The sequence below is a fragment of the Aliivibrio fischeri genome (genome assembly GCF_009727955.1).
GTDB lineage: Bacteria > Pseudomonadota > Gammaproteobacteria > Enterobacterales > Vibrionaceae > Aliivibrio > Aliivibrio fischeri_A.
Map to the genome: position 1 here is coordinate 1256029 of NZ_WOBR01000004.1, position 19357 is coordinate 1275385.

16 protein-coding genes are annotated in these 19357 nt (G+C 37.9%); 8 read left to right on the plus strand and 8 right to left on the minus strand.

The annotated features are described in order from the left end of the window. Window positions 1–67: 67 nt before the first annotated feature. The 7 genes from lon to htpG form a co-directional block, all read right to left on the minus strand. Window positions 68–2422: an endopeptidase La gene (lon, locus tag GNP81_RS09060; RefSeq protein WP_155672140.1), complete on the minus strand. Its 2355-nt coding sequence runs from the start codon at window positions 2420–2422 to the stop codon at window positions 68–70. Between the two features lie 131 nt (window positions 2423–2553). After that, window positions 2554–3840: an ATP-dependent protease ATP-binding subunit ClpX gene (gene clpX / locus GNP81_RS09065; protein ID WP_005418253.1), complete on the minus strand. Its 1287-nt coding sequence runs from the start codon at window positions 3838–3840 to the stop codon at window positions 2554–2556. Between the two features lie 86 nt (window positions 3841–3926). Further along, window positions 3927–4550: an ATP-dependent Clp endopeptidase proteolytic subunit ClpP gene (gene clpP, locus GNP81_RS09070; protein WP_005418252.1), complete on the minus strand. Its 624-nt coding sequence runs from the start codon at window positions 4548–4550 to the stop codon at window positions 3927–3929. Between the two features lie 105 nt (window positions 4551–4655). After that, entirely contained in the window at window positions 4656–5954 is a 1299-nt protein-coding gene (gene tig, locus GNP81_RS09075) for a trigger factor (RefSeq protein WP_155672141.1), read from the minus strand. A gap of 340 nt (window positions 5955–6294) precedes the next feature. Continuing rightward, window positions 6295–7263: a ferrochelatase gene (gene hemH / locus GNP81_RS09080; RefSeq protein ID WP_336495392.1), complete on the minus strand. Its 969-nt coding sequence runs from the start codon at window positions 7261–7263 to the stop codon at window positions 6295–6297. An 83-nt stretch (window positions 7264–7346) separates the two neighbouring features. Further along, window positions 7347–7991 (minus strand): adenylate kinase, encoded by a 645-nt coding sequence (gene adk, locus GNP81_RS09085; protein ID WP_005418249.1) that lies wholly within the window; start codon window positions 7989–7991, stop codon window positions 7347–7349. 261 nt (window positions 7992–8252) lie between these two features. Beyond that, window positions 8253–10148 (minus strand): molecular chaperone HtpG, encoded by a 1896-nt coding sequence (gene htpG / locus GNP81_RS09090; protein WP_155673400.1) that lies wholly within the window; start codon window positions 10146–10148, stop codon window positions 8253–8255. A 230-nt stretch (window positions 10149–10378) separates the two neighbouring features. On the opposite strand from htpG, the gene GNP81_RS09095 reads away from it, so the two are divergent. Then, window positions 10379–11260 (plus strand): winged helix-turn-helix domain-containing protein, encoded by an 882-nt coding sequence (locus GNP81_RS09095; RefSeq protein ID WP_155672143.1) that lies wholly within the window; start codon window positions 10379–10381, stop codon window positions 11258–11260. Beyond that, a complete protein-coding gene (locus GNP81_RS09100; protein WP_155673399.1) occupies window positions 11251–11796 on the plus strand; it encodes a regulatory protein ToxS in 546 nt (181 codons plus the stop codon). Before GNP81_RS09095 ends, GNP81_RS09100 begins: the two co-directional genes overlap by 10 nt. Window positions 11797–11863: 67 nt before the next feature. Here the strand turns inward: GNP81_RS09100 and yfcE are convergent, their stop codons facing one another. After that, window positions 11864–12415: a phosphodiesterase gene (gene yfcE / locus GNP81_RS09105; RefSeq protein ID WP_005418244.1), complete on the minus strand. Its 552-nt coding sequence runs from the start codon at window positions 12413–12415 to the stop codon at window positions 11864–11866. A gap of 127 nt (window positions 12416–12542) precedes the next feature. Here yfcE and GNP81_RS09110 point away from each other — a divergent pair, with 127 nt between their 5' ends. The 6 genes from GNP81_RS09110 (at window position 12543) to GNP81_RS09135 (ending at window position 19323) form a co-directional block, all read left to right on the plus strand. Beyond that, window positions 12543–13448: a TIGR01777 family oxidoreductase gene (locus tag GNP81_RS09110; RefSeq protein ID WP_155672145.1), complete on the plus strand. Its 906-nt coding sequence runs from the start codon at window positions 12543–12545 to the stop codon at window positions 13446–13448. A 397-nt stretch (window positions 13449–13845) separates the two neighbouring features. Then, window positions 13846–15033, plus strand: a complete 1188-nt coding sequence (gene proV / locus GNP81_RS09115; RefSeq protein ID WP_155673398.1) for a glycine betaine/L-proline ABC transporter ATP-binding protein ProV — start codon at window positions 13846–13848, stop codon at window positions 15031–15033. A gap of 3 nt (window positions 15034–15036) precedes the next feature. Next, complete coding sequence (proW, locus tag GNP81_RS09120; RefSeq protein WP_155672147.1) at window positions 15037–16119, plus strand: glycine betaine/L-proline ABC transporter permease ProW; 1083 nt, start codon at window positions 15037–15039, stop codon at window positions 16117–16119. 2 nt (window positions 16120–16121) lie between these two features. Further along, window positions 16122–17129 carry a glycine betaine/L-proline ABC transporter substrate-binding protein ProX gene (gene proX, locus GNP81_RS09125; protein WP_155673397.1) on the plus strand — a complete coding sequence of 336 codons (1008 nt, stop codon included), beginning with the start codon at window positions 16122–16124 and terminating at the stop codon, window positions 17127–17129. Between the two features lie 183 nt (window positions 17130–17312). After that, a complete protein-coding gene (locus GNP81_RS09130; RefSeq protein ID WP_155673396.1) occupies window positions 17313–18140 on the plus strand; it encodes an SDR family oxidoreductase in 828 nt (275 codons plus the stop codon). Window positions 18141–18468: 328 nt separating this feature from the next. Then, window positions 18469–19323 carry a thioredoxin family protein gene (locus GNP81_RS09135; RefSeq protein ID WP_155673395.1) on the plus strand — a complete coding sequence of 285 codons (855 nt, stop codon included), beginning with the start codon at window positions 18469–18471 and terminating at the stop codon, window positions 19321–19323. The last annotated feature ends 34 nt before the right edge of the window (window positions 19324–19357 follow it).

The following is a 19357-nucleotide window of genomic DNA, read 5'->3' on the forward strand; positions in this document are numbered from 1 at the left end:
TATCAATATAGAGTGACAAGTCATTTCGACTTGTCAGCCCTGTTATATCAACGTTTTTTGCTACACATCACTTTTTAGATTGTTCAACACTAAAACCTGATGGGTCGCTTTGTAAAGCCAATGTCAAAACTTCGTCAATCCACTTAACTGGATGAACAGATAGATCAGCAATTACATTCGCTGGAATGTCTTCTAAATCACGCTCATTCTCTTTTGGAATGATCACGGTTTTAATTCCACCACGGTGTGCAGCTAACAGTTTTTCTTTTAAACCGCCAATAGGTAGAACTTCGCCACGTAATGTGATTTCACCCGTCATAGCAACATCAGAGCGAACGGGATTACCCGTTAAACTTGAAACAAGAGCAGTACACATGCCAATACCTGCACTTGGACCGTCTTTTGGTGTTGCACCTTCAGGTACGTGAACATGAATATCACGTTTTTCATAGAAGTCAGGATTAATACCTAGTTTTTCAGCACGAGTACGAACAACGGTCATTGCCGCTTGAATTGATTCTTTCATAACATCGCCAAGCGAACCAGTATAAGTAAGTTTACCTTTACCTATCATTGATTCAGCTTCAATCGTTAGTAAGTCACCACCCACTTCTGTCCAAGCTAAACCAACAACTTGACCAATACGGTTTTCATCATCAGCTTTACCATAATCGCAGCGCTGAACACCTAAGAAATCTTTCAAGTTTTCTTGATTAATCGTTACTTTCTTAATCGATTTATCCAATAGGATCTGCTTAACTGCTTTACGACATAATTTAGAGATTTCACGCTCTAAACTACGAACACCCGCTTCACGCGTGTAGTAACGGATAATTCCAATAATTGCTGAATCATCAATCTCAATTTCGTTTTCTTTTAAGCCATTACGCTTAATCTGTTTCGTCAGTAAATGATTTTTAGCAATGTTTAGCTTTTCATCTTCTGTATAACCAGATAAACGAATAACCTCCATACGATCCAATAATGGGCCAGGAATATTCATTGAGTTCGATGTTGCAACAAACATCACATCTGACAAATCATAATCCACTTCTAAATAGTGATCACTGAATGCGCTGTTTTGTTCAGGGTCAAGCACTTCTAATAATGCTGAAGCTGGATCACCACGCATGTCTGATGACATTTTGTCGATCTCATCCAAAAGGAAAAGTGGGTTTTTCACTTCAACTTTAGACAGCTTTTGGATTAGTTTACCTGGTAATGAACCAATATAAGTACGACGGTGACCTCGGATCTCAGCTTCATCACGTACACCACCAAGAGCCATACGAGTGTATTTACGTCCTGTTGCTTTCGCAATAGATTGGCCTAATGAGGTTTTACCTACACCAGGAGGTCCAACTAAACAAAGGATAGGACCTTTTAGCTTACTTACTCGGCTTTGAACCGCTAAATATTCTAAAATGCGTTCTTTTACTCGCTCTAAGCCGTAGTGATCTGAATTTAAGATCTCTTCAGCCTTTGCTAAATCTTTCTTAACTTTAGAGCGCTTATACCAAGGAACACCAACCATGCAATCAATGTAGCTACGAACCACTGTTGCTTCCGCTGACATTGGAGACATCATTTTTAGCTTTTGCAGTTCTTGCTCTGCTTTTTCTTGTGCTTCTTTTGGCATTTTTGCATCTACAATTTTCTTTTGTAGTGCTTCAAATTCATCAGGAGCATCATCCAAATCGCCCAGTTCTTTCTGAATGGCTTTCATTTGCTCATTCAAATAGTACTCACGTTGGCTTTTTTCCATTTGCTTTTTAACGCGGCCACGAATACGTTTTTCGATTTGAAGTAAATCGATCTCCGATTCCATCATGCCCATTAAATACTCTAAGCGAGCAATCACATCAGTCAGCTCTAATACTTCTTGCTTATCTACCAATTTAAGAGGCATATGAGCAGCGATGGTATCAGCTAAACGTGCGGCGTCTTCAATTCCATTAAGCGAAGTTAATACTTCTGGTGGAATTTTTTTATTTAACTTGATGAAACCTTCAAATTGATTAATAGCAGAGCGCATAATCACTTCTTGCTCTGCATCATCAATAACTGGAGTCAGCAAGAATTCAGCATCGGCTGTAAAGAAATCAGCCTCAAGAAACTGGTGAATTTTTGCTCTTTGCTGACCTTCAACTAACACTTTCACTGTGCCGTCTGGTAGTTTTAATAACTGTAAAATCGTCGCAATTGTACCAACGCCGTGCAAGTCATCTAATTGTGGCTCTTCTTTTGCTGCTTCTTTTTGTGCCACAAGTAAAACTTGCTTATTTTGTTCCATTGCTGCTTCTAAGCAACGGATGGATTTTTCACGGCCTACGAATAATGGAATAACCATGTGGGGATATACCACAACATCGCGTAATGGTAGAACTGGTATCTCGATGCGCTCGGAACGCTCCAGGTTCATATTCTTCTCTCTTTCCGTCAGTATCTATTAGGAATAATATGGGGGCAAGTCGCTAAGATTCAATATAATTTTCATTAAAAAATAAAAAAGGAGGCCAATGCCTCCTTTTTATTCAACTAACTTGTCTTTTGCTATTCAGCAGAAATTGCTTTTGTTTCTGTGTTTTCAAAAATTAATAGTGGTTCTGATTCACCATTAATCACAGACTCATCGATTACTACCTTAGAAACGCCTTCTTTTGAAGGTAATTCATACATAGTTTCGAGTAATACTGCTTCTAGAATTGAACGAAGTCCACGAGCACCTGTTTTACGATCCATTGCTTTTTTAGCAATTGCTTTTAAAGCATCTTCACGGAATTCAAGCTCTGCACCTTCTAAATCAAATAATGCACCATATTGTTTTGTTAATGCATTTTTAGGTTGGCTTAAAATTTGAACCAACGCTTCTTCATCTAATTCAGTCAATGTTGTAGTTACAGGCAAGCGACCAATAAACTCAGGAATTAAACCAAATTTAACTAAATCTTCTGGTTCAATTTGTTTAAATAAATCACCAATGGTTGCTTCATTCTCTTTAGAACGAACATCAGCACCAAAACCAATACCTGTACCTGTTGCAACTCGCTGCTCAATTACTTTATCTAAGCCAGCAAAAGCACCACCACAAATAAATAGAATCTTAGATGTATCTACTTGTAGGAATTCTTGCTGTGGATGCTTACGACCACCTTGAGGTGGAACTGAAGCAATTGTGCCTTCAATCAATTTCAATAGCGCTTGCTGAACACCTTCACCAGACACATCACGTGTAATTGATGGGTTTTCAGACTTACGAGAAATCTTGTCAATTTCATCGATATATACAATGCCACGTTCTGCTTTAGCAGGATCGTAATCGCATTTTTGTAATAGCTTTTGAATGATGTTTTCAACATCTTCACCAACATAACCCGCTTCAGTTAATGTGGTTGCATCCGCCATAGTAAACGGTACATCCAAGAAACGAGCTAAAGTCTCAGCAAGTAATGTTTTACCACTACCCGTTGGGCCAATCAGAAGGATATTACTTTTACCAAGCTCTACCCCATCTTTTGTTGTATCGCCATTACGCAAACGCTTGTAGTGGTTGTATACCGCAACTGCCAGTACTTTTTTCGCATGCTCTTGACCAATTACATAGTCATCTAAGTGCTCACGAATATTACGTGGTGTTGGTAACTCTTCACTACTCTCTTTAGGAGACAGAGTATTATCTTTTAGCTCTTCGCGAATAATGTCGTTACATAAATCAACGCACTCATCACAAACATAAACAGATGGGCCTGCAATTAGTTTACGAACTTCATGCTGGCTTTTTCCGCAAAAAGAGCAATATAGTAACTTTCCACTATTTTCGTCTTTACGCTTGTCTGTCATTTGCTAACCTCTTAAACGTTGCCTTTATGCTGTAAGTTTATACTAACTTACCTTCTTTGCTGTAAACGTTACTGCTTTTTTATGAATTAGTCACGCTTATTTAACACAGCATCTACAAGACCGTATTTCACAGCATCATCTGCTGACATGAAATTATCACGATCTGTATCTTGTTCAATCACTTCCAAAGGCTGACCTGTGTGTTCTGCAAGCAACGTATTCAATTTCTTCTTAATCGTTAAGATTTCTTGAGCATGAATTTGAATATCAGACGCTTGGCCTTGGAAACCACCTAGTGGTTGGTGAATCATCACACGTGAATTTGGTAATACATAACGCTTACCAGGAGCACCACCTGCAAGTAAGAAGGCACCCATAGAACATGCTTGACCCATACATACTGTGCTCACGTTTGGTTTGATAAACTGCATTGTGTCGTAAATAGACATACCCGCAGTAACAGAACCACCTGGAGAGTTAATGTATAGGAAGATATCCTTATCAGGGTTCTCAGACTCAAGGAAAAGCAACTGTGCTACAACTAGGTTAGCCATGTGATCTTCAACTTGACCTGTTAAAAAGATAACACGCTCTTTTAACAGACGGGAATAAATATCATACGAACGCTCACCACGTGAAGTTTGCTCAACAACCATAGGAACAAGTGCATCCATAATAGAAGGCATTGCATTGTTTTCTTGATAGCTCATAACCGTATCCCTTATAAAATAAATGGTCCGAATGACGCTTCATTCGGACCATTATTAGCAGATCTTGTGAAACTAAGTCAACTAACTACTTAATTAATTTAGAAATTAAGCAGGTTGTTGATTCATTAGTTCGTTAAAGCCAAATGCTTTTTCAGAAACTTGTGCTTTAGCTAGGATAGCTTCAACCGCTTGTTCTTCTAGAGCAACATTACGCATGTTGTTCATCATTTGCTCGTTGCCTTCGTAGTAAGCAACAACTTCTGTTGGATCTTCGTATGCAGAAGCCATTTCGTTGATAAGCGCTTTTACTTTCTCATCATCAGCTTTTAGTTCTTCAGACTTGATAACTTCACCAAGAAGAAGACCAACAACTACGCGACGTTTAGCTTGCTCTTCAAATAGTTCACGTGGAAGCTCAGGAGCTGTGTCAGCGTTGCCACCGAAACGTTGAACTGCTTGTTGACGTAAAACTTGAACTTCTTGATCGATTAGAGCAGAAGGTACGTCAATGTTGTTTTGCTCAACTAGACCGTTGATTGCTTGCTCTTTGATCTTGTTCTTAACAGCTTGAGCTAGTTCACGCTCCATGTTCTTACGAACTTCAGCTTTAAGACCTTCAACACCACCTTCAGCGCCGAACTTAGCAACGAACTCGTCGTTTAGCTCAGGAAGCTCGCGAGCTTCAACTTTAACTACTTTGATAGCGAACTGTGCAGCTTTACCTTTTAGGTTTTCTGCGTGGTATTCTTCTGGGAAGTTAACATCGATAGTTAGTTCGTCACCAGCTTTCTTACCTTTGATGCCATCTTCAAAACCAGGGATCATACGACCTTGGCCCATTTCTAGAGGGAAGTTATCAGCTTTACCGCCTTCAAATTCTTCACCGTCGATAGAACCAACAAAGTTGATTGTAGCGCGAGTACCGTCTTCAGCAGCGATATCAGCGTCAGCCCAAGTAGATTGTTGCTTACGTAGAGTTTCTAGCATTTCTGCTACGTCTTCATCTTTAACTTCAACTTGTGGTTTTTCAACAACAACTTTGTCTAGACCTTGAAGAGCAACTTCTGGGTAAACTTCAAAAGAAGCAGAGAAAACTAGATCTTTACCTTCAGCGAATTCAACAGGTGTAAATGTTGGAGCGCCAGCTGGGTTGATTTTTTCTTTTACGATAGCTTCGATGAAGTGACGTTGCATAACTTCACCCATCACGTCATTGCGTACCGCTTGACCATACATTTTCGCAACCATCTTCATTGGCACTTTACCTTTACGGAAGCCATCGAAGCGACGATTTTTAGCGATATTACGAAGCTCTGCAGATACTGCATCTTCAATGTTTGCTGCTGGAACAGTGATAGTTAGAACGCGCTCTAGGCCTTCTTTAGTTTCAACGGTAACTTGCATGTTTATATAAACCTCAAAATCGACTCAGGTTCTCTGAGTTTGCGACAAAACAAAACGTGTCGCATCCTTGTGTTACGGGACTATAAAATAGACCGCAACCCCTATGATTCGTGATACCTCAGGGTACCTTCCTTTTATTTACTTTTATATCAAAAGCAAATACGTATTTTAGCAATCAAAATACGTCATTTAGCCAAGTGGCAAAATAAGACGCGATATTGTAGCGATCTGACGTTTCTATGTCGAGGCTCACTACACTTGTTGATAATCTTTAATGAGAAATTGGGGAATAAGTAGTACTTTTCAACCCTAATTAACGATTTTTTTCTTAAAATAACCGTTATTTATTAAAAATTTTGCTACTAACAATATCAGCCATCATTTCAATGTGTAATTCATCATCATTTAAACATGGGATAAAGGTGTATTTTTGACCACCTGACTCCATGAAAATCTCTTTACACTCTTCAGATAGCTCTTCTAATGTTTCCAAACAATCAGACGAAAATGCAGGACTGATAATATCTAATGATTTAATGCCTTTTGGCGCAAGCGTTTTTAATGTTTCAGAAGTATAAGGTTGTAACCACTCTTCACGTCCGAAACGAGATTGGTAACTCATACCAATTTGTTCAGAAGTTAACCCTAGCTCTTGCGCTAATAATTCTGTTGTCCTTTCGCAGTGCGTTGCATAAATATCGCCATTATCAACAAAGCGTTGTGGAATACCATGATATGAGCAAAGAACATAATCCCCCTTTCCATTCACTTCCCATGACTGACGAACAGAATGCGCAAGAGCTTTAATGTACAAAGGATGATCATGATAATTATGGATCATGGTGAAATTTGGTAATACAGCTGTCGTTTTATATTGTTTTGCAATTTGATCAAACACAGCAGCTGTCGTAGTACGAGAGTATTGTGGATACAAAGGCAAAATAATAATCTCTTCACAACCTTGTTCTTCTAATGACTCAATACCTGATTTAATTCTTGGTTCACCATAGGTCATCCCTAACGCGACAGGCATAGAAAGACGCGCTTCTAACGCTTTTACTTGTCGTTGTGAATACACTAATAATGGAGAGCCTTCCTCCATCCATACGCTCTCATATAACTTAGCAACTTTTGGTGCACGTATAGGAAGAATGACACCATGAAGCAACGGGCACCATATGAACCTATTCATATCCACCACTCGCTTATCATGTAAAAATTCTGATAAAAATTGTTTTACAGCAGCAGCTGTTGGTGCTGTTGGTGTACCAAGATTAACCAGCAACACCCCTGTCTTTTTATTACTCACTGTCATTACCTACTTATTTTCCATAAAAAAAGCGACCTATTAAGGCCGCTTCAATATAGCAATAAATTACTGACTACGTAAGATTACGCTAGTGCTTTTTCGATTTCAGCACTTACTTCAGCAACTAGCTTAGTACCATCAAATTTAAGGTACTTAGTGTTACCTGCTTCTGCTTCTTTGTTGTAGTAAGCAATAAGTGGTGCAGTTTGCTCATGGTAGATACCTAGGCGAGCAAGAACTGTTTCTGGCTTATCATCTTCACGGATAACAAGAGGTTCGCCAGTTTCGTCATCTTTACCTTCTTCTTTTGGTGGGTTGTACACTACGTGGTAAGTACGACCAGAAGGAAGGTGAGCACGACGACCAGACATGCGCTCAACGATTACTTCATCAGCAACGTCAAACTCAAGAACGTAATCGATAGATACACCGTTCTCTTTTAGGCCATCAGCTTGAGGAATTGTACGAGGGAAACCATCTAGTAGGAAACCTTTAGCGCAATCTTCTTGAGCAATACGCTCTTTAACAAGACCAAGAATGATCTCATCAGATACAAGTTGACCAGCATCAATTACAGATTTAGCTTGCTTACCAAGCTCAGTACCTGCTTTGATTGCAGCACGTAGCATGTCACCTGTAGAGATTTGTGGAATACCATATTTATCCATGATGAACTGAGCTTGAGTACCTTTACCCGCACCTGGTGCACCTAAAAGGATGATACGCATTGTTTTCCCCTTAAAAAATAATCTTGGAATTTATACCAAACCTTACAAATAAAAGTTACCTAACCTATATTTATAAACTTAGGTATAAGTTTTATTTCTAAAAAATAAGCCGTGAAGATACACGTAACTGTGAAAGCTATCAAGTTTGCAATTAAAAAAGCAAAAACTGACTCTTAAATTGTGTGTATTTTCACCATAAAAGACAATGAGACCTTAGTGTTATCTTTACTAAGGTCTCATCTTATTTAGCACAAATAATAATTATTTAGCTAGCAGTTGATTCATTGCACTTAAGAACTGCGACGGATCTTCTAAAGAGCCTCGTTCAGCAAGCATCGCTTGGCCAAGTAACATCTCAACCCAACGGCCAAATGCTTCTTCATCAGCTTCATCTGCCATTTGTTTTACTAAAGCATGATCTGGGTTAATTTCAAAAATGTACTTCACTTCAGGCGCAGCTTGACCTGCAGCTTCCAACAGTTTTGCCATCTGAGTACCCATTTCAAAATCATCAGTAACTACAACCGCCGGTGTTGTTGCTAATTTGAACGTGGTGCGAACTTCTTTAACTCGATCACCTAAGTATGACTTCGTACGCTCAACAACTGACTTGAACTCTTCTTCAGTTTCTTTGTGCTTTTCTTTTTCCGCTTCATCTTCAAACTTGCTTAAATCTAAGCCCGCTTTTGTAATTGATTGGAATTGCTTGCCGTCAAATTCGGTTAAGTAGCTCATTAACCACTCATCGATACGGTCATACATTAGAATAACTTCAATACCTTTTGCTTTAAATTGCTCTAGGTGTGGGCTGTTTTTCGCAGCAGCATAGCTGTCAGCAGTTAGATAGAAGATCTTGTCTTGTTCTTCTTTCATACGCTCAACATAACCAGCAAGACCTAAAGCTTGCTCTGAACTGTCTTTTTCTGTAGTTGCAAAGCGTAATAACCCAGCGATTTTTTCTTTATTAGCGAAATCTTCAGCTAAGCCTTCTTTTAAAACTTGGCCAAATTGTTTCCAGAAAGTCAGGTACTTTTCATCGTCTTTTTTCGCCATTTTCTCAAGCATACCAAGCACACGTTTTGTACATGCACTGCGTAATGATTGAGTCACTTTATTATCTTGAAGAATCTCACGCGATACGTTTAAAGGTAAATCATTTGAGTCAATTAATCCCTTAACAAAACGTAGGTACGTTGGCATAAATTGCTCAGCATCATCCATAATAAAGACACGTTGAACATATAATTTTAGACCACTTTTATGATCACGGTTCATCATATCAAATGGTGCTTTTGCCGGAATATATAGAAGGCTTGTGTAATCATTTTTACCTTCTACTTTGTTGTGACTCCAAGTTAATGGGTCAGCAAAATCATGAGAAACATGCTTATAGAACTCTTGGTATTCAGCATCTTCAATATCTGATTTACTACGAGTCCAAAGAGCTTGAGCTTTATTTACTTGTTCCCATTTACCTTCTTTATCTTTTCCTTCTTCGTCTTTTTCAACAGTCCAGATAGAGACAGGGATACCGATGTGATCAGAGTATTTACCAATCACTTCTTTTAAACGCCACTCATTTAGAAATTCTTTACCTTCTTCACGCATATGAAGAATGATATCCGTACCACGGCTTTCTTTTGTAATGTCTTCAATGGTGTAATCGCCCTCACCCTCTGAGTGCCATTGAACACCTTGATCTTTTTCAGAACCAGCAGCACGTGTACGAACCGTAACCGCATCAGCGACAATAAATGCAGAGTAAAAACCAACACCAAACTGCCCGATAAGTTGAGAGTCTTTACTTTGGTCTTCAGATAATTTAGAGAAGAAGTCAGCGGTTCCCGATTTTGCAATCGTACCTAAATGCTCAATCACATCTTCACGGCTCATACCAATACCATTATCTGAAATGGTTAATGTATTTGCAGCCTCGTTAAAAGATAATTTAACACCAAGATCGGCATTACCTTCATATAAGTCGCCATTTGATAGCGCTTTAAAACGTAACTTATCTGATGCATCAGAAGCATTTGAGATTAGTTCACGCAAAAAGATCTCTTTATTTGAATATAAAGAGTGAATCATTAAATGAAGTAACTGTTTTACTTCTGATTGAAATCCACGTGTTTCTTTATTAGCAGTTTGCTCACTCATCTAAAAACTCCAATATATAAGAGGTAACATTATTTACACTTACATATTGAAATAGGGTCATAAAACAACAATTCAAGGTAAAGATATGTAAAACAGGCAGATTTTTTGCTGTTTTTTTGCTTTTTTTATAGAACAAAAATGATTAATGATAAATTTTGACATAATATAGACATTCTAAAAGTGATACTCTTTATCATATCTAAGAACTGCCACTACTGAGTTAATAACCGATGAATACAGAAAATAACAAAATTATTATTGGCGACCGGTTTCTCTTCGATCCAAACGACAATAGTCTTATTGATACTCTAAATGATGATGAGATTATTCGCTTGGGTGGTAATGAAAGTCGAGTTTTAAGCCTGCTGATTCAAGAACCAGGGAAGGTTGTTAGCCGTCACGAACTACATGAGTATGTTTGGAGAGACCAAGGCTTTGAAGTTGATGATTCAAGTTTAACTCAAGCTATCTCTACATTAAGGAAGATGCTCCAAGATCCAACCAAGTTACCTGTTTATGTTAAAACAGTACCGAAACGTGGTTATCAATTTATTTCAACAGCCGTTGCTCAAGTCGATCCAGACCAGAAAATAGAAGCTGAAACTGAACACAATTTAGAAAATACTCCGTTAAGCGATTCTCTAAATACCGCTTCAGTATATCAAGATGATGCTCAAGAAGCACAATCTGTGGCACCGCAACAAAACGCAACAATAAATCAATCATCTACGGCTAATTCAGCACCACAAGCACATCTATCTCTTTTAGGTACAATAATGCTTATTATTGCTTTTGTTTTGCCTATTATTGCTTATGTCAATCATACGCCAAAATCAGATGCCTTTGTCCAAGTTGCTAATTATGATAATACGCCTGTTTTTGTTCCGGTTAACCACCCTAGCATCGAGCAGTGGAAACCTCTTATTGAACAATGTACAAATTTTTATAATTCAAAGCATACTGATTCATTAAAACCAATTGAAGTTATTGCCACGAGCGGTCAACCAAATCAAATTACATTAAATTATATACATAACGAAGAACACAGTGATCAAAGTATCAGTGTGCGCTTGCTAATTGATCAAAAAGGGGTGGATAAGGTATGTGGATAAACAAAGAGCAGTTACCTCTATTCAAACGTTTATTACCCTTAATCCTGCTAACTATTTCTATAATAGGAAGCTCATGGTTTTATTGGAAAAGCGACAGTAAAGTAGAACAGCTATTAATATCTAAAGAATGGCAAAGTATGAGCACTGTTCGAATAGACACTGACTATGAGGATATGGGCCCACTTAAGCGCGCTGATATTAAATCTAACGTGGTTTATTTACCAAATAAAACCTATTCAAAATCATCTACATTAACGATTTACAGTGGATTAGCTGATGAAGTCCACCCATTAACGATCAATGTAATGGAGACTGGTAACTGGGATTACAGTGGCGATTATTTACTTATTGACCCTACTGAATTTAAAGATGTTACAGCCAGTGACAATAAAAACTTTTCAGGTTCTCAGAAAAAGCTGATTATGCGAGTTTTCAGAATGGATGCTCAACAAAGTAAGCGAGTTGATGTTGTTAATGATAAAACATTATTGCTAACGAGCTTAAATTACGGCTCTGGCATTTTATTCTCACATTAACGATGATTTCAAACTAATAAAAAAGAAGCGATTATTACGCTTCTTTTTTTATATCTAAAAAATATAATTATTGAATATCAATCGAACGCAAAATATTACCTTCAAAATCACATACGCTTAACGTCTGTCCATCAAGTAATCCATAGCTTGCTTTTTCCCCTTCAATACGTGGGAACGTTGTTGAACCTGGATTAAAAATAATTTGCTCACCAACCCACTCAGCAACCGTAATATGCGTATGACCATGAGCGATAATATCGCCTTTTTTCAATGGTGGTCGCTTATCAGCATTATAAATATGGCCATGAGTTAAAAATAATTTTTGACCCGTTGGTAATAACACAATGTGATAATCAGACATGATAGGAAATGAAAGCAGCATCTGATCAACTTCACTGTCACAATTCCCTCTTACTGCAATGATAGAATCTGCATATTGATTTAATAATTCGGCAACCGCAAGTGGGTTGTGACCTTCAGGTAATGGGTTTCGTGGACCAAAATTAATTAAATCCCCAAGTAAAATGAGGTGATCTGCTTTTGAAGCTAGAAACGTATCAATAACACGCTGGGTTGCAGGTAAAGATCCATGCAGATCCGAAGCAAAAAATAGTTTCACGAAAGGTCCTTAAATATCGATATAATGCGAACACAAAGTATAAAGGAAATGTAAGCAAAGTTGCCAATCATTGAAGTCAATTTATACTTAGTTAGACAGATAACGAAAATATCTTGCAGGAGACGAGATGAAAATACTCATAACAGGTAGTACAGGATTAATAGGAAAACAATTACTTGACCACCTAAAAGGGCATCACTTAATCCTTCTTACTCGAAATATAAAAAAAGCCCAACTTTCTTTAAATCATCTTGCTTTACCACATGTAGAGTTTGTTTCTGACCTGTCAGCTTTTTCAAATTTTAATGATATTGATATTATTATTAATCTAGCAGGGGAACCCATTGCCGATAAAAAATGGACAAAAAAACAAAAGAAAAAAATCACTCAAAGTAGATGTGAGCTAACTCAACAGCTTTCTGAACTTTGTCTTGCCTCTTCAACCCCACCTAGTTGTTTTATTTCTGGATCAGCTATCGGCTATTACGGCAATCATGATAATAAGAACATAGACGAAAGCATGCAGGTATCCCTACCCGATTTTACTCATCAAGTATGTCGAGAATGGGAAAGCAAAGCACTCCAAGCTAAAAACGACAATACTCGAGTTTGCATACTGCGTACTGGCATTGTGTTATCTCAATCTGGTGGAGCACTAGGAAAAATGTTACTCCCGTATAAACTGGGTCTAGGCGGACCAATTGGTAACGGTAAACAATATATGTCATGGATACACATCGATGATATGGTTTCTGCTATCTTACACCTAGTTTTTGAAGAGCAAAGTCATGGTATTTATAACATCACGGCGCCCCACCCTGTAACCAACCGTGTATTTAGCCAAGCCTTAGCAGGAACGCTGCAGCGTCCACATTTTTTATTCACACCAAAATTATTAATTAAAACAATTTTGGGTGAATCCGCAGTATTACTTTTGGATAGTCAACGTATCAGACCGAAACGTTTAGTTGATGAAGGATTCAAATTTCGCTATTCGCGGATAGAATCAGCATTAAAACAACTTCTACAATAACCTCGCTCCTTTCCGCTTTAACCTATCATTCACTTCGAATAGACAATGTCATTGTTTATCCGAAGTGAGGATAAAAATAATCATTCGATAATCAATTCCAATTCCCACTCAATTAATTTAATTCGTACTCAAATTAATTATCAAAATACTTCTGTTAAGTTCATTTACATTCAATCTAACCAAAATATTCAATACGTTATTGAAAATATGCTACTGCTTATTAATAACACTTCCAAGCCACTAAGAATCAATGACTTACAATGAAATAATTCGCATTTATGCGACTCATTTATCAATAAAATGAATTTGATAAATTATTTTACAATATGGCAACTATTGATTATCAACCGCATTTTACTTATAGTACTAACCAATATTTTAATAAAGGATCTAAAACATGAATCCCATACTGGAAGTTAAGGGACTGTACAAAGTATTTGGAGAAGACACTGACCGTGCATTTTCAATGATTGATAAAGGCGCAAATAAAGATCAAGTGTTTGAGAAAACGGGATTAACAATTGGAGTTAATGATGTTTCTCTTAGTATTCAAGAAGGCGAAATTTTCGTAATAATGGGACTTTCTGGTTCTGGAAAATCCACATTAGTTCGTCTTCTCAATCGACTTATCGAACCAACAAAAGGGAATGTGTTTCTCAGAGGAAAAGACATCGCCCACATTTCAGAAGAAGAACTTCGCCAAGTTCGCCGCAACAACATCTCCATGGTTTTTCAAAACTTCGCTCTAATGCCACACATGACCGTCATAGAAAATGCAGCTTTTGGTTTAGAACTAGCAGGAGTTGATACGGAAAAAAGAAAAGCAAGTGCGCTAGAAGCGCTAGATAGAGTTGGGCTTGGTGCCTATTCTGAATCTTATCCTGATGAACTATCTGGTGGTATGAAACAACGAGTTGGTCTTGCTAGAGCATTAGCTTGTGATCCAGATATTTTATTAATGGATGAAGCATTTTCTGCTCTTGATCCTTTAATCAGAACCGAAATGCAAGACGAACTCATTCGCTTACAAAATGATGATAAACGCACGATAGTTTTTATCTCTCATGATCTTGATGAAGCGATGAGGATCGGTGATCGCATTGCTATTATGCAAAATGGTGAAGTGGTTCAAGTAGGCACTCCAGATGATATCCTTAATAATCCAGCCAATGACTATGTTGAAGCATTTTTCAGAGGTGTAAATGTGGCTAGCGTTTTAACGGCTAAGGATATTGCACGAAAAAAACCTGCCGCTGTTTTTAAAAAATCAGAACATGATGGTCCAGCTTCAGCTCTTCAAATCTTAATTGATAATGATCGCGAGTATGGGATTATTGTCGATAAAAGCAACCACTACTCTGGCATCGTCTCTGTCGACTCTCTTCGCGAAGCTCATAATGACCATAATTCATTAATAAGTGCTCAATTGGCAAATGGCGTCACTCTTACACCTGAACAGCCAATTAATGATATTTTAGGTATTGTTGCTGACGTTCCTTATTCCGTTCCTGTCGTTGACAAAAACGGTAATTACTTTGGTGTTGTGACTAAATCACGACTTCTACAAACGTTAGATAAGGGATAAGTCATGTCAGCAAATCAAACAACAAATGATCCATGGTCACAAACTGAAACTCAATCAAACGATCCTTGGGGTCAAGCAAGCGAATCGGCATCTTCAAACGATTGGTTAACAACAGAAACAGTTGAAGCCAAGTCTTTTGATATTTTAAATCCATTTGAAGAAGCGGTTCTTCCTGTAGATACATGGGTTGAATCTGGATTAAATTGGTTAGTGGAGCATGGTCGCCCCCTATTTCAAGCAATACGTGTTCCTATCGACTTTATTTTAAGCTCTTTTGAAACTGCTCTTGTATCAACACCTGCGCCATTCATGTTGCTTATTTTATTTTTACTTGCGTGGCAATTTTCAAATCTAAAGCTTGGCGTATCCACTGCAATTTCACTGTTATTTATAGGACTTATCGGTGCTTGGTCACAAGCGATGACAACCCTTGCTCTGGTTATGACCTCCGTGTTTTTCTGTTTACTTATCGGACTCCCTATGGGGATCTGGTTAGCAAGAAGTCGCACTGCGGCCAAATTTATTAGACCTATCTTAGATGCAATGCAAACCACCCCTGCATTCGTTTATTTAGTTCCAATAGTTATGCTATTTGGTATTGGTAATGTTCCAGGTGTAGTGGTAACCATCATTTTTGCTCTACCTCCGGTTGTTCGTTTAACCATACTCGGTATTCAGCAAGTACCTACCGACCTTATTGAAGCTGGACACTCTTTTGGTGCGAATAAAAAACAGATGCTTTATCGAATCCAATTACCTCTCGCGCTGCCAACTATCATGGCTGGTGTAAACCAAACCTTAATGCTATCTCTGTCCATGGTTGTTATCGCATCTATGATTGCTGTCGGTGGTTTAGGACAAATGGTATTACGAGGCATTGGAAGGTTAGATATGGGACTGGCTGCTGTTGGCGGTCTGGGTATTGTTATCCTTGCCATTTTACTCGATAGAATCACTCAAGTATTAGGCGTAAACGCAGGTAATACCAAATTACGTTGGTATCAAATGGGACCTGTCGCCATCTTATTAAAAATATTTGCTCAAAAAAAAGAACCAAAACAAGAACTGAAACTTAAGGAGAAATAAGAATGATTAATTCATGGAAGAAAGCACTAACAGCCAGTATCGTGTCGACATTAGCTTTATCTACTAATGTTTGGGCTGAAAAGCTTCCAGGAGAAGGAGTTAGCGTTCAAGCTCTTCAATCAACAGTTGCTGAAGAAACATTTCAAACCTCGATTGTAAATCGCGCCCTTGAAGAACTAGGTTATGATGTACAACCAACAAAAGAAGTGGATTACAACGTTGCTTACACATCAATTGCCAAAGGCGATGCCACATTTCTTGCTGTTGGATGGTTCCCTCTTCATGCCGATAAATACACTATGTCTGGTGGAGATGAGAAATTCTACCGTCAAGGTCAATACGTAAGCGGTGCTGCTCAGGGTTACTTAATTGATAAAAAAACCGCAGAGAAATATGGCATCACAAACATTGGTCAATTAAAAGATCCAAAAATAGCCAAGTTGTTTGATGCCAACGGTGATGGCAAAGCAGACCTGACAGGCTGTAATCCTGGTTGGGGTTGTGAAATGGTAATAGAACATCAAATTGAAGCTTATCAACTTGAAGATACCGTCACGCATAACCAAGGTAACTACGCAGCAATTATTGCTGATACGATTTCACGTTATAAAAATGGCGAGCCAATTATCTACTATACATGGACACCTTACTGGGTAAGTGGCGTTCTTGTACCAAATAAAGACGTTGTCTGGTTAGAAGTACCTTTCTCTGCATTACCGGGTGAACGTAAAAATGTAGATACCACGTTATCAAATGGCAAAAACTACGGTTTTGAAATGAACTCTATGCGCATTATTGCGAATAAAGAATTTGCTGCACAAAACCCAGCCGCTGCAAAGTTATTTGAAATAATTAAGCTAAACATCAACGATGTAAGTGCGCAAAACATGATGATGAGTAAAGGTAAAAACAGCACTGCTGATATTGAATCTCATGTCAATGGTTGGATAAAAGCAAACCGTAATTTATTTGACTCTTGGATAAATGAAGCGAAAAAAGCAGCGATGTAATCCTTCGTCATACTCCAAAAAAAGCCAATAGTATTATTGGCTTTTTTATTTTATACGCAAAATCTCACACTCAAATTATCAATTCTATAACCCCTACTTTATACTGTTTTCTATTGTACTTATGTCAACGAAAATAAGGTCTATATACTTATTTGGTTTGCTAATAAACATTTATAGGGATTTATGAAGCGTTCTATATTTATAACTGGCTGCTCTACAGGTATCGGATATACCGCAGCTCACCAATTACAGCAACACGGCTTTGATGTTATCGCCTCATGTAGAAAAGAAGAAGATGTTATTCGACTTCAGAAGGAAGGACTCACTTGCTTACAACTCGATTATAATGACCCTAAGAGCGTCAGTGATGCAGTGCAAAAAATAAAAACACTAACTGATGGAAAATTATACGCTTTATTTAATAATGGGGCTTATGGACAGGCAGGCGCACTCGAAGATCTACCTCGTGATGCCTTAAAAGAACAGTTCGAAGCTAATTTCTTTGGTTGGCATCAGTTAGTAACAGAATTACTCCCTATAATGAGAGAACAAAATCAAGGACGTATCATTCAAAACAGCTCTGTTTTAGGTATTGTTGCCATGAAATACCGTGGAGCTTATAACGCATCAAAATTTGCTATTGAAGGTTGGACAGATACGTTACGTCTAGAACTATCAGATACAAACATTAAAGTCTGCTTAATTGAACCTGGGCCAATAGAAACCGAATTTCGTTCTAACGCATTGAAAGCATTTAATAAATGGATAGATGTAGAAAATAGCCCTCACAAGGAAAAATACCTTATCCAGCAACAAAGACTCGAAAAAGAAAAATCAGGTAGTGTGTTTGTTTTACCATCAACCGCCGTCATTTCCCCATTACTACACGCCTTAAATTCCACAAAACCAAAAGTAAGGTATCGGGTTACCTTTCCAACGTATTTATTTGCATTTCTTAAACGTATTTTACCAACAAAAATCCTCGATAAGATCTTAAATAAGAGTGATTAATGTAACTTTATACCGCCACCACTGTGTAATTTTTAATAAATACGAGAAAAAGATAAAAATGTAATATTAGTGTCATAAAGCAATCGTATATTTAATACTATCTGGTCGATTAGTGTTTTCGAGGGAAGTATGACACTAGGAAAAATTAACTGGATCTGTGTGAGTGTAGCGGTTGCGGTATTCATACTGATCTAATAGTAACCTTTGCTTGCAAACAAAAAGCCACAATATATTAATATCGTGGCTTTCTTGTTTTTTGTCTCCTTGAAAATAGCCCACTAACGCCATATATCTACTAAAAGAGATAATTCTGATTTTAGGACAAGATATGCAAGCAGAACATAGCGTTGAATTGAACGAACAAAATTTCCAGCAAATTATAGAAAGCTCAGTGCAAACCCCTGTGTTGATTCACTTCTGGGCGCCAATGAGCCAAGAAAGCCTTTCTGTAATACCTGCACTTCAACAGCTTGCCCAACAATACGGTGATGCTGTTACCCTTGCCCTACTTAATTGCCAAGAACAACAAGGCCTTGCTCAACAATTTGGTGTGCAAACATTACCTACTATTGCTTTATTTAAAAATGGTCAAGCCGTAGATGGTATGGGTGGTCCTCAAACAATTGAAGCCATCCAAGATATGTTAAGCAAACACTTACCTAGTCAAGAAGAGCTTCAATTAGGTCAAGCGTTTAAATTAGTTGAAGAAGGTGAATACCAAGCGGCACTTCCTATGTTGCTTGCTTTATTAGATCATTTTGGTGGCAATGGGCAGATCAAGCTTCATATCGCTCAATGCTATATTGAAACACAAGCTTATGAGCAAGCTGAAAGCGTCTTGTCTGAAATTTTAATGCAAGATCAAGACAGTAAATATAAAGAATTAGTTGCTAAGCTTGAACTGCATAAGCAAGCAGGTAATACACCTGAAATCCAAGCATTAGAAGAAAAACACAACGCAGATCCAACTAATACAGAAGTCGCATTAGAGCTTGCTATTCAATACAGCCAAGTGAATCGCCAAGAAGAGGCGTTAGAGATTCTAATGACGATATTAGTTAAAGATCTTAATGCTCAAGATGGTCAAGTAAAAAAAGCGATGATGGATATTCTATCCGCTCTGGGTCAAGGTAACCCTATTGCAGGTAAATTCCGCCGCCAACTCTATTCTCTACTTTACTAAGACATAAGCGATTATTATCTAAGTAGTTATTATT

Bases quoted from the DNA above. Each gene is read 5' to 3' on its own strand.
- lon (WP_155672140.1), bottom strand. From the start codon at position 2,422: ATGAACCTGGAGCGTTCCGAGCGCATCGAGATACCAGTTCTACCATTA.
- clpX (WP_005418253.1), bottom strand. From the start codon at position 3,840: ATGACAGACAAGCGTAAAGACGAAAATAGTGGAAAGTTACTATATTGC.
- clpP (WP_005418252.1), bottom strand. From the start codon at position 4,550: ATGAGCTATCAAGAAAACAATGCAATGCCTTCTATTATGGATGCACTT.
- tig (WP_155672141.1), bottom strand. From the start codon at position 5,954: ATGCAAGTTACCGTTGAAACTAAAGAAGGCCTAGAGCGCGTTCTAACT.
- adk (WP_005418249.1), bottom strand. From the start codon at position 7,991: ATGCGTATCATCCTTTTAGGTGCACCAGGTGCGGGTAAAGGTACTCAA.
- htpG (WP_155673400.1), bottom strand. From the start codon at position 10,148: ATGAGTGAGCAAACTGCTAATAAAGAAACACGTGGATTTCAATCAGAA.
- GNP81_RS09095 (WP_155672143.1), top strand. From the start codon at position 10,379: ATGAATACAGAAAATAACAAAATTATTATTGGCGACCGGTTTCTCTTC.
- GNP81_RS09100 (WP_155673399.1), top strand. From the start codon at position 11,251: ATGTGGATAAACAAAGAGCAGTTACCTCTATTCAAACGTTTATTACCC.
- GNP81_RS09110 (WP_155672145.1), top strand. From the start codon at position 12,543: ATGAAAATACTCATAACAGGTAGTACAGGATTAATAGGAAAACAATTA.
- proV (WP_155673398.1), top strand. From the start codon at position 13,846: ATGAATCCCATACTGGAAGTTAAGGGACTGTACAAAGTATTTGGAGAA.
- proW (WP_155672147.1), top strand. From the start codon at position 15,037: ATGTCAGCAAATCAAACAACAAATGATCCATGGTCACAAACTGAAACT.
- proX (WP_155673397.1), top strand. From the start codon at position 16,122: ATGATTAATTCATGGAAGAAAGCACTAACAGCCAGTATCGTGTCGACA.
- GNP81_RS09130 (WP_155673396.1), top strand. From the start codon at position 17,313: ATGAAGCGTTCTATATTTATAACTGGCTGCTCTACAGGTATCGGATAT.
- GNP81_RS09135 (WP_155673395.1), top strand. From the start codon at position 18,469: ATGCAAGCAGAACATAGCGTTGAATTGAACGAACAAAATTTCCAGCAA.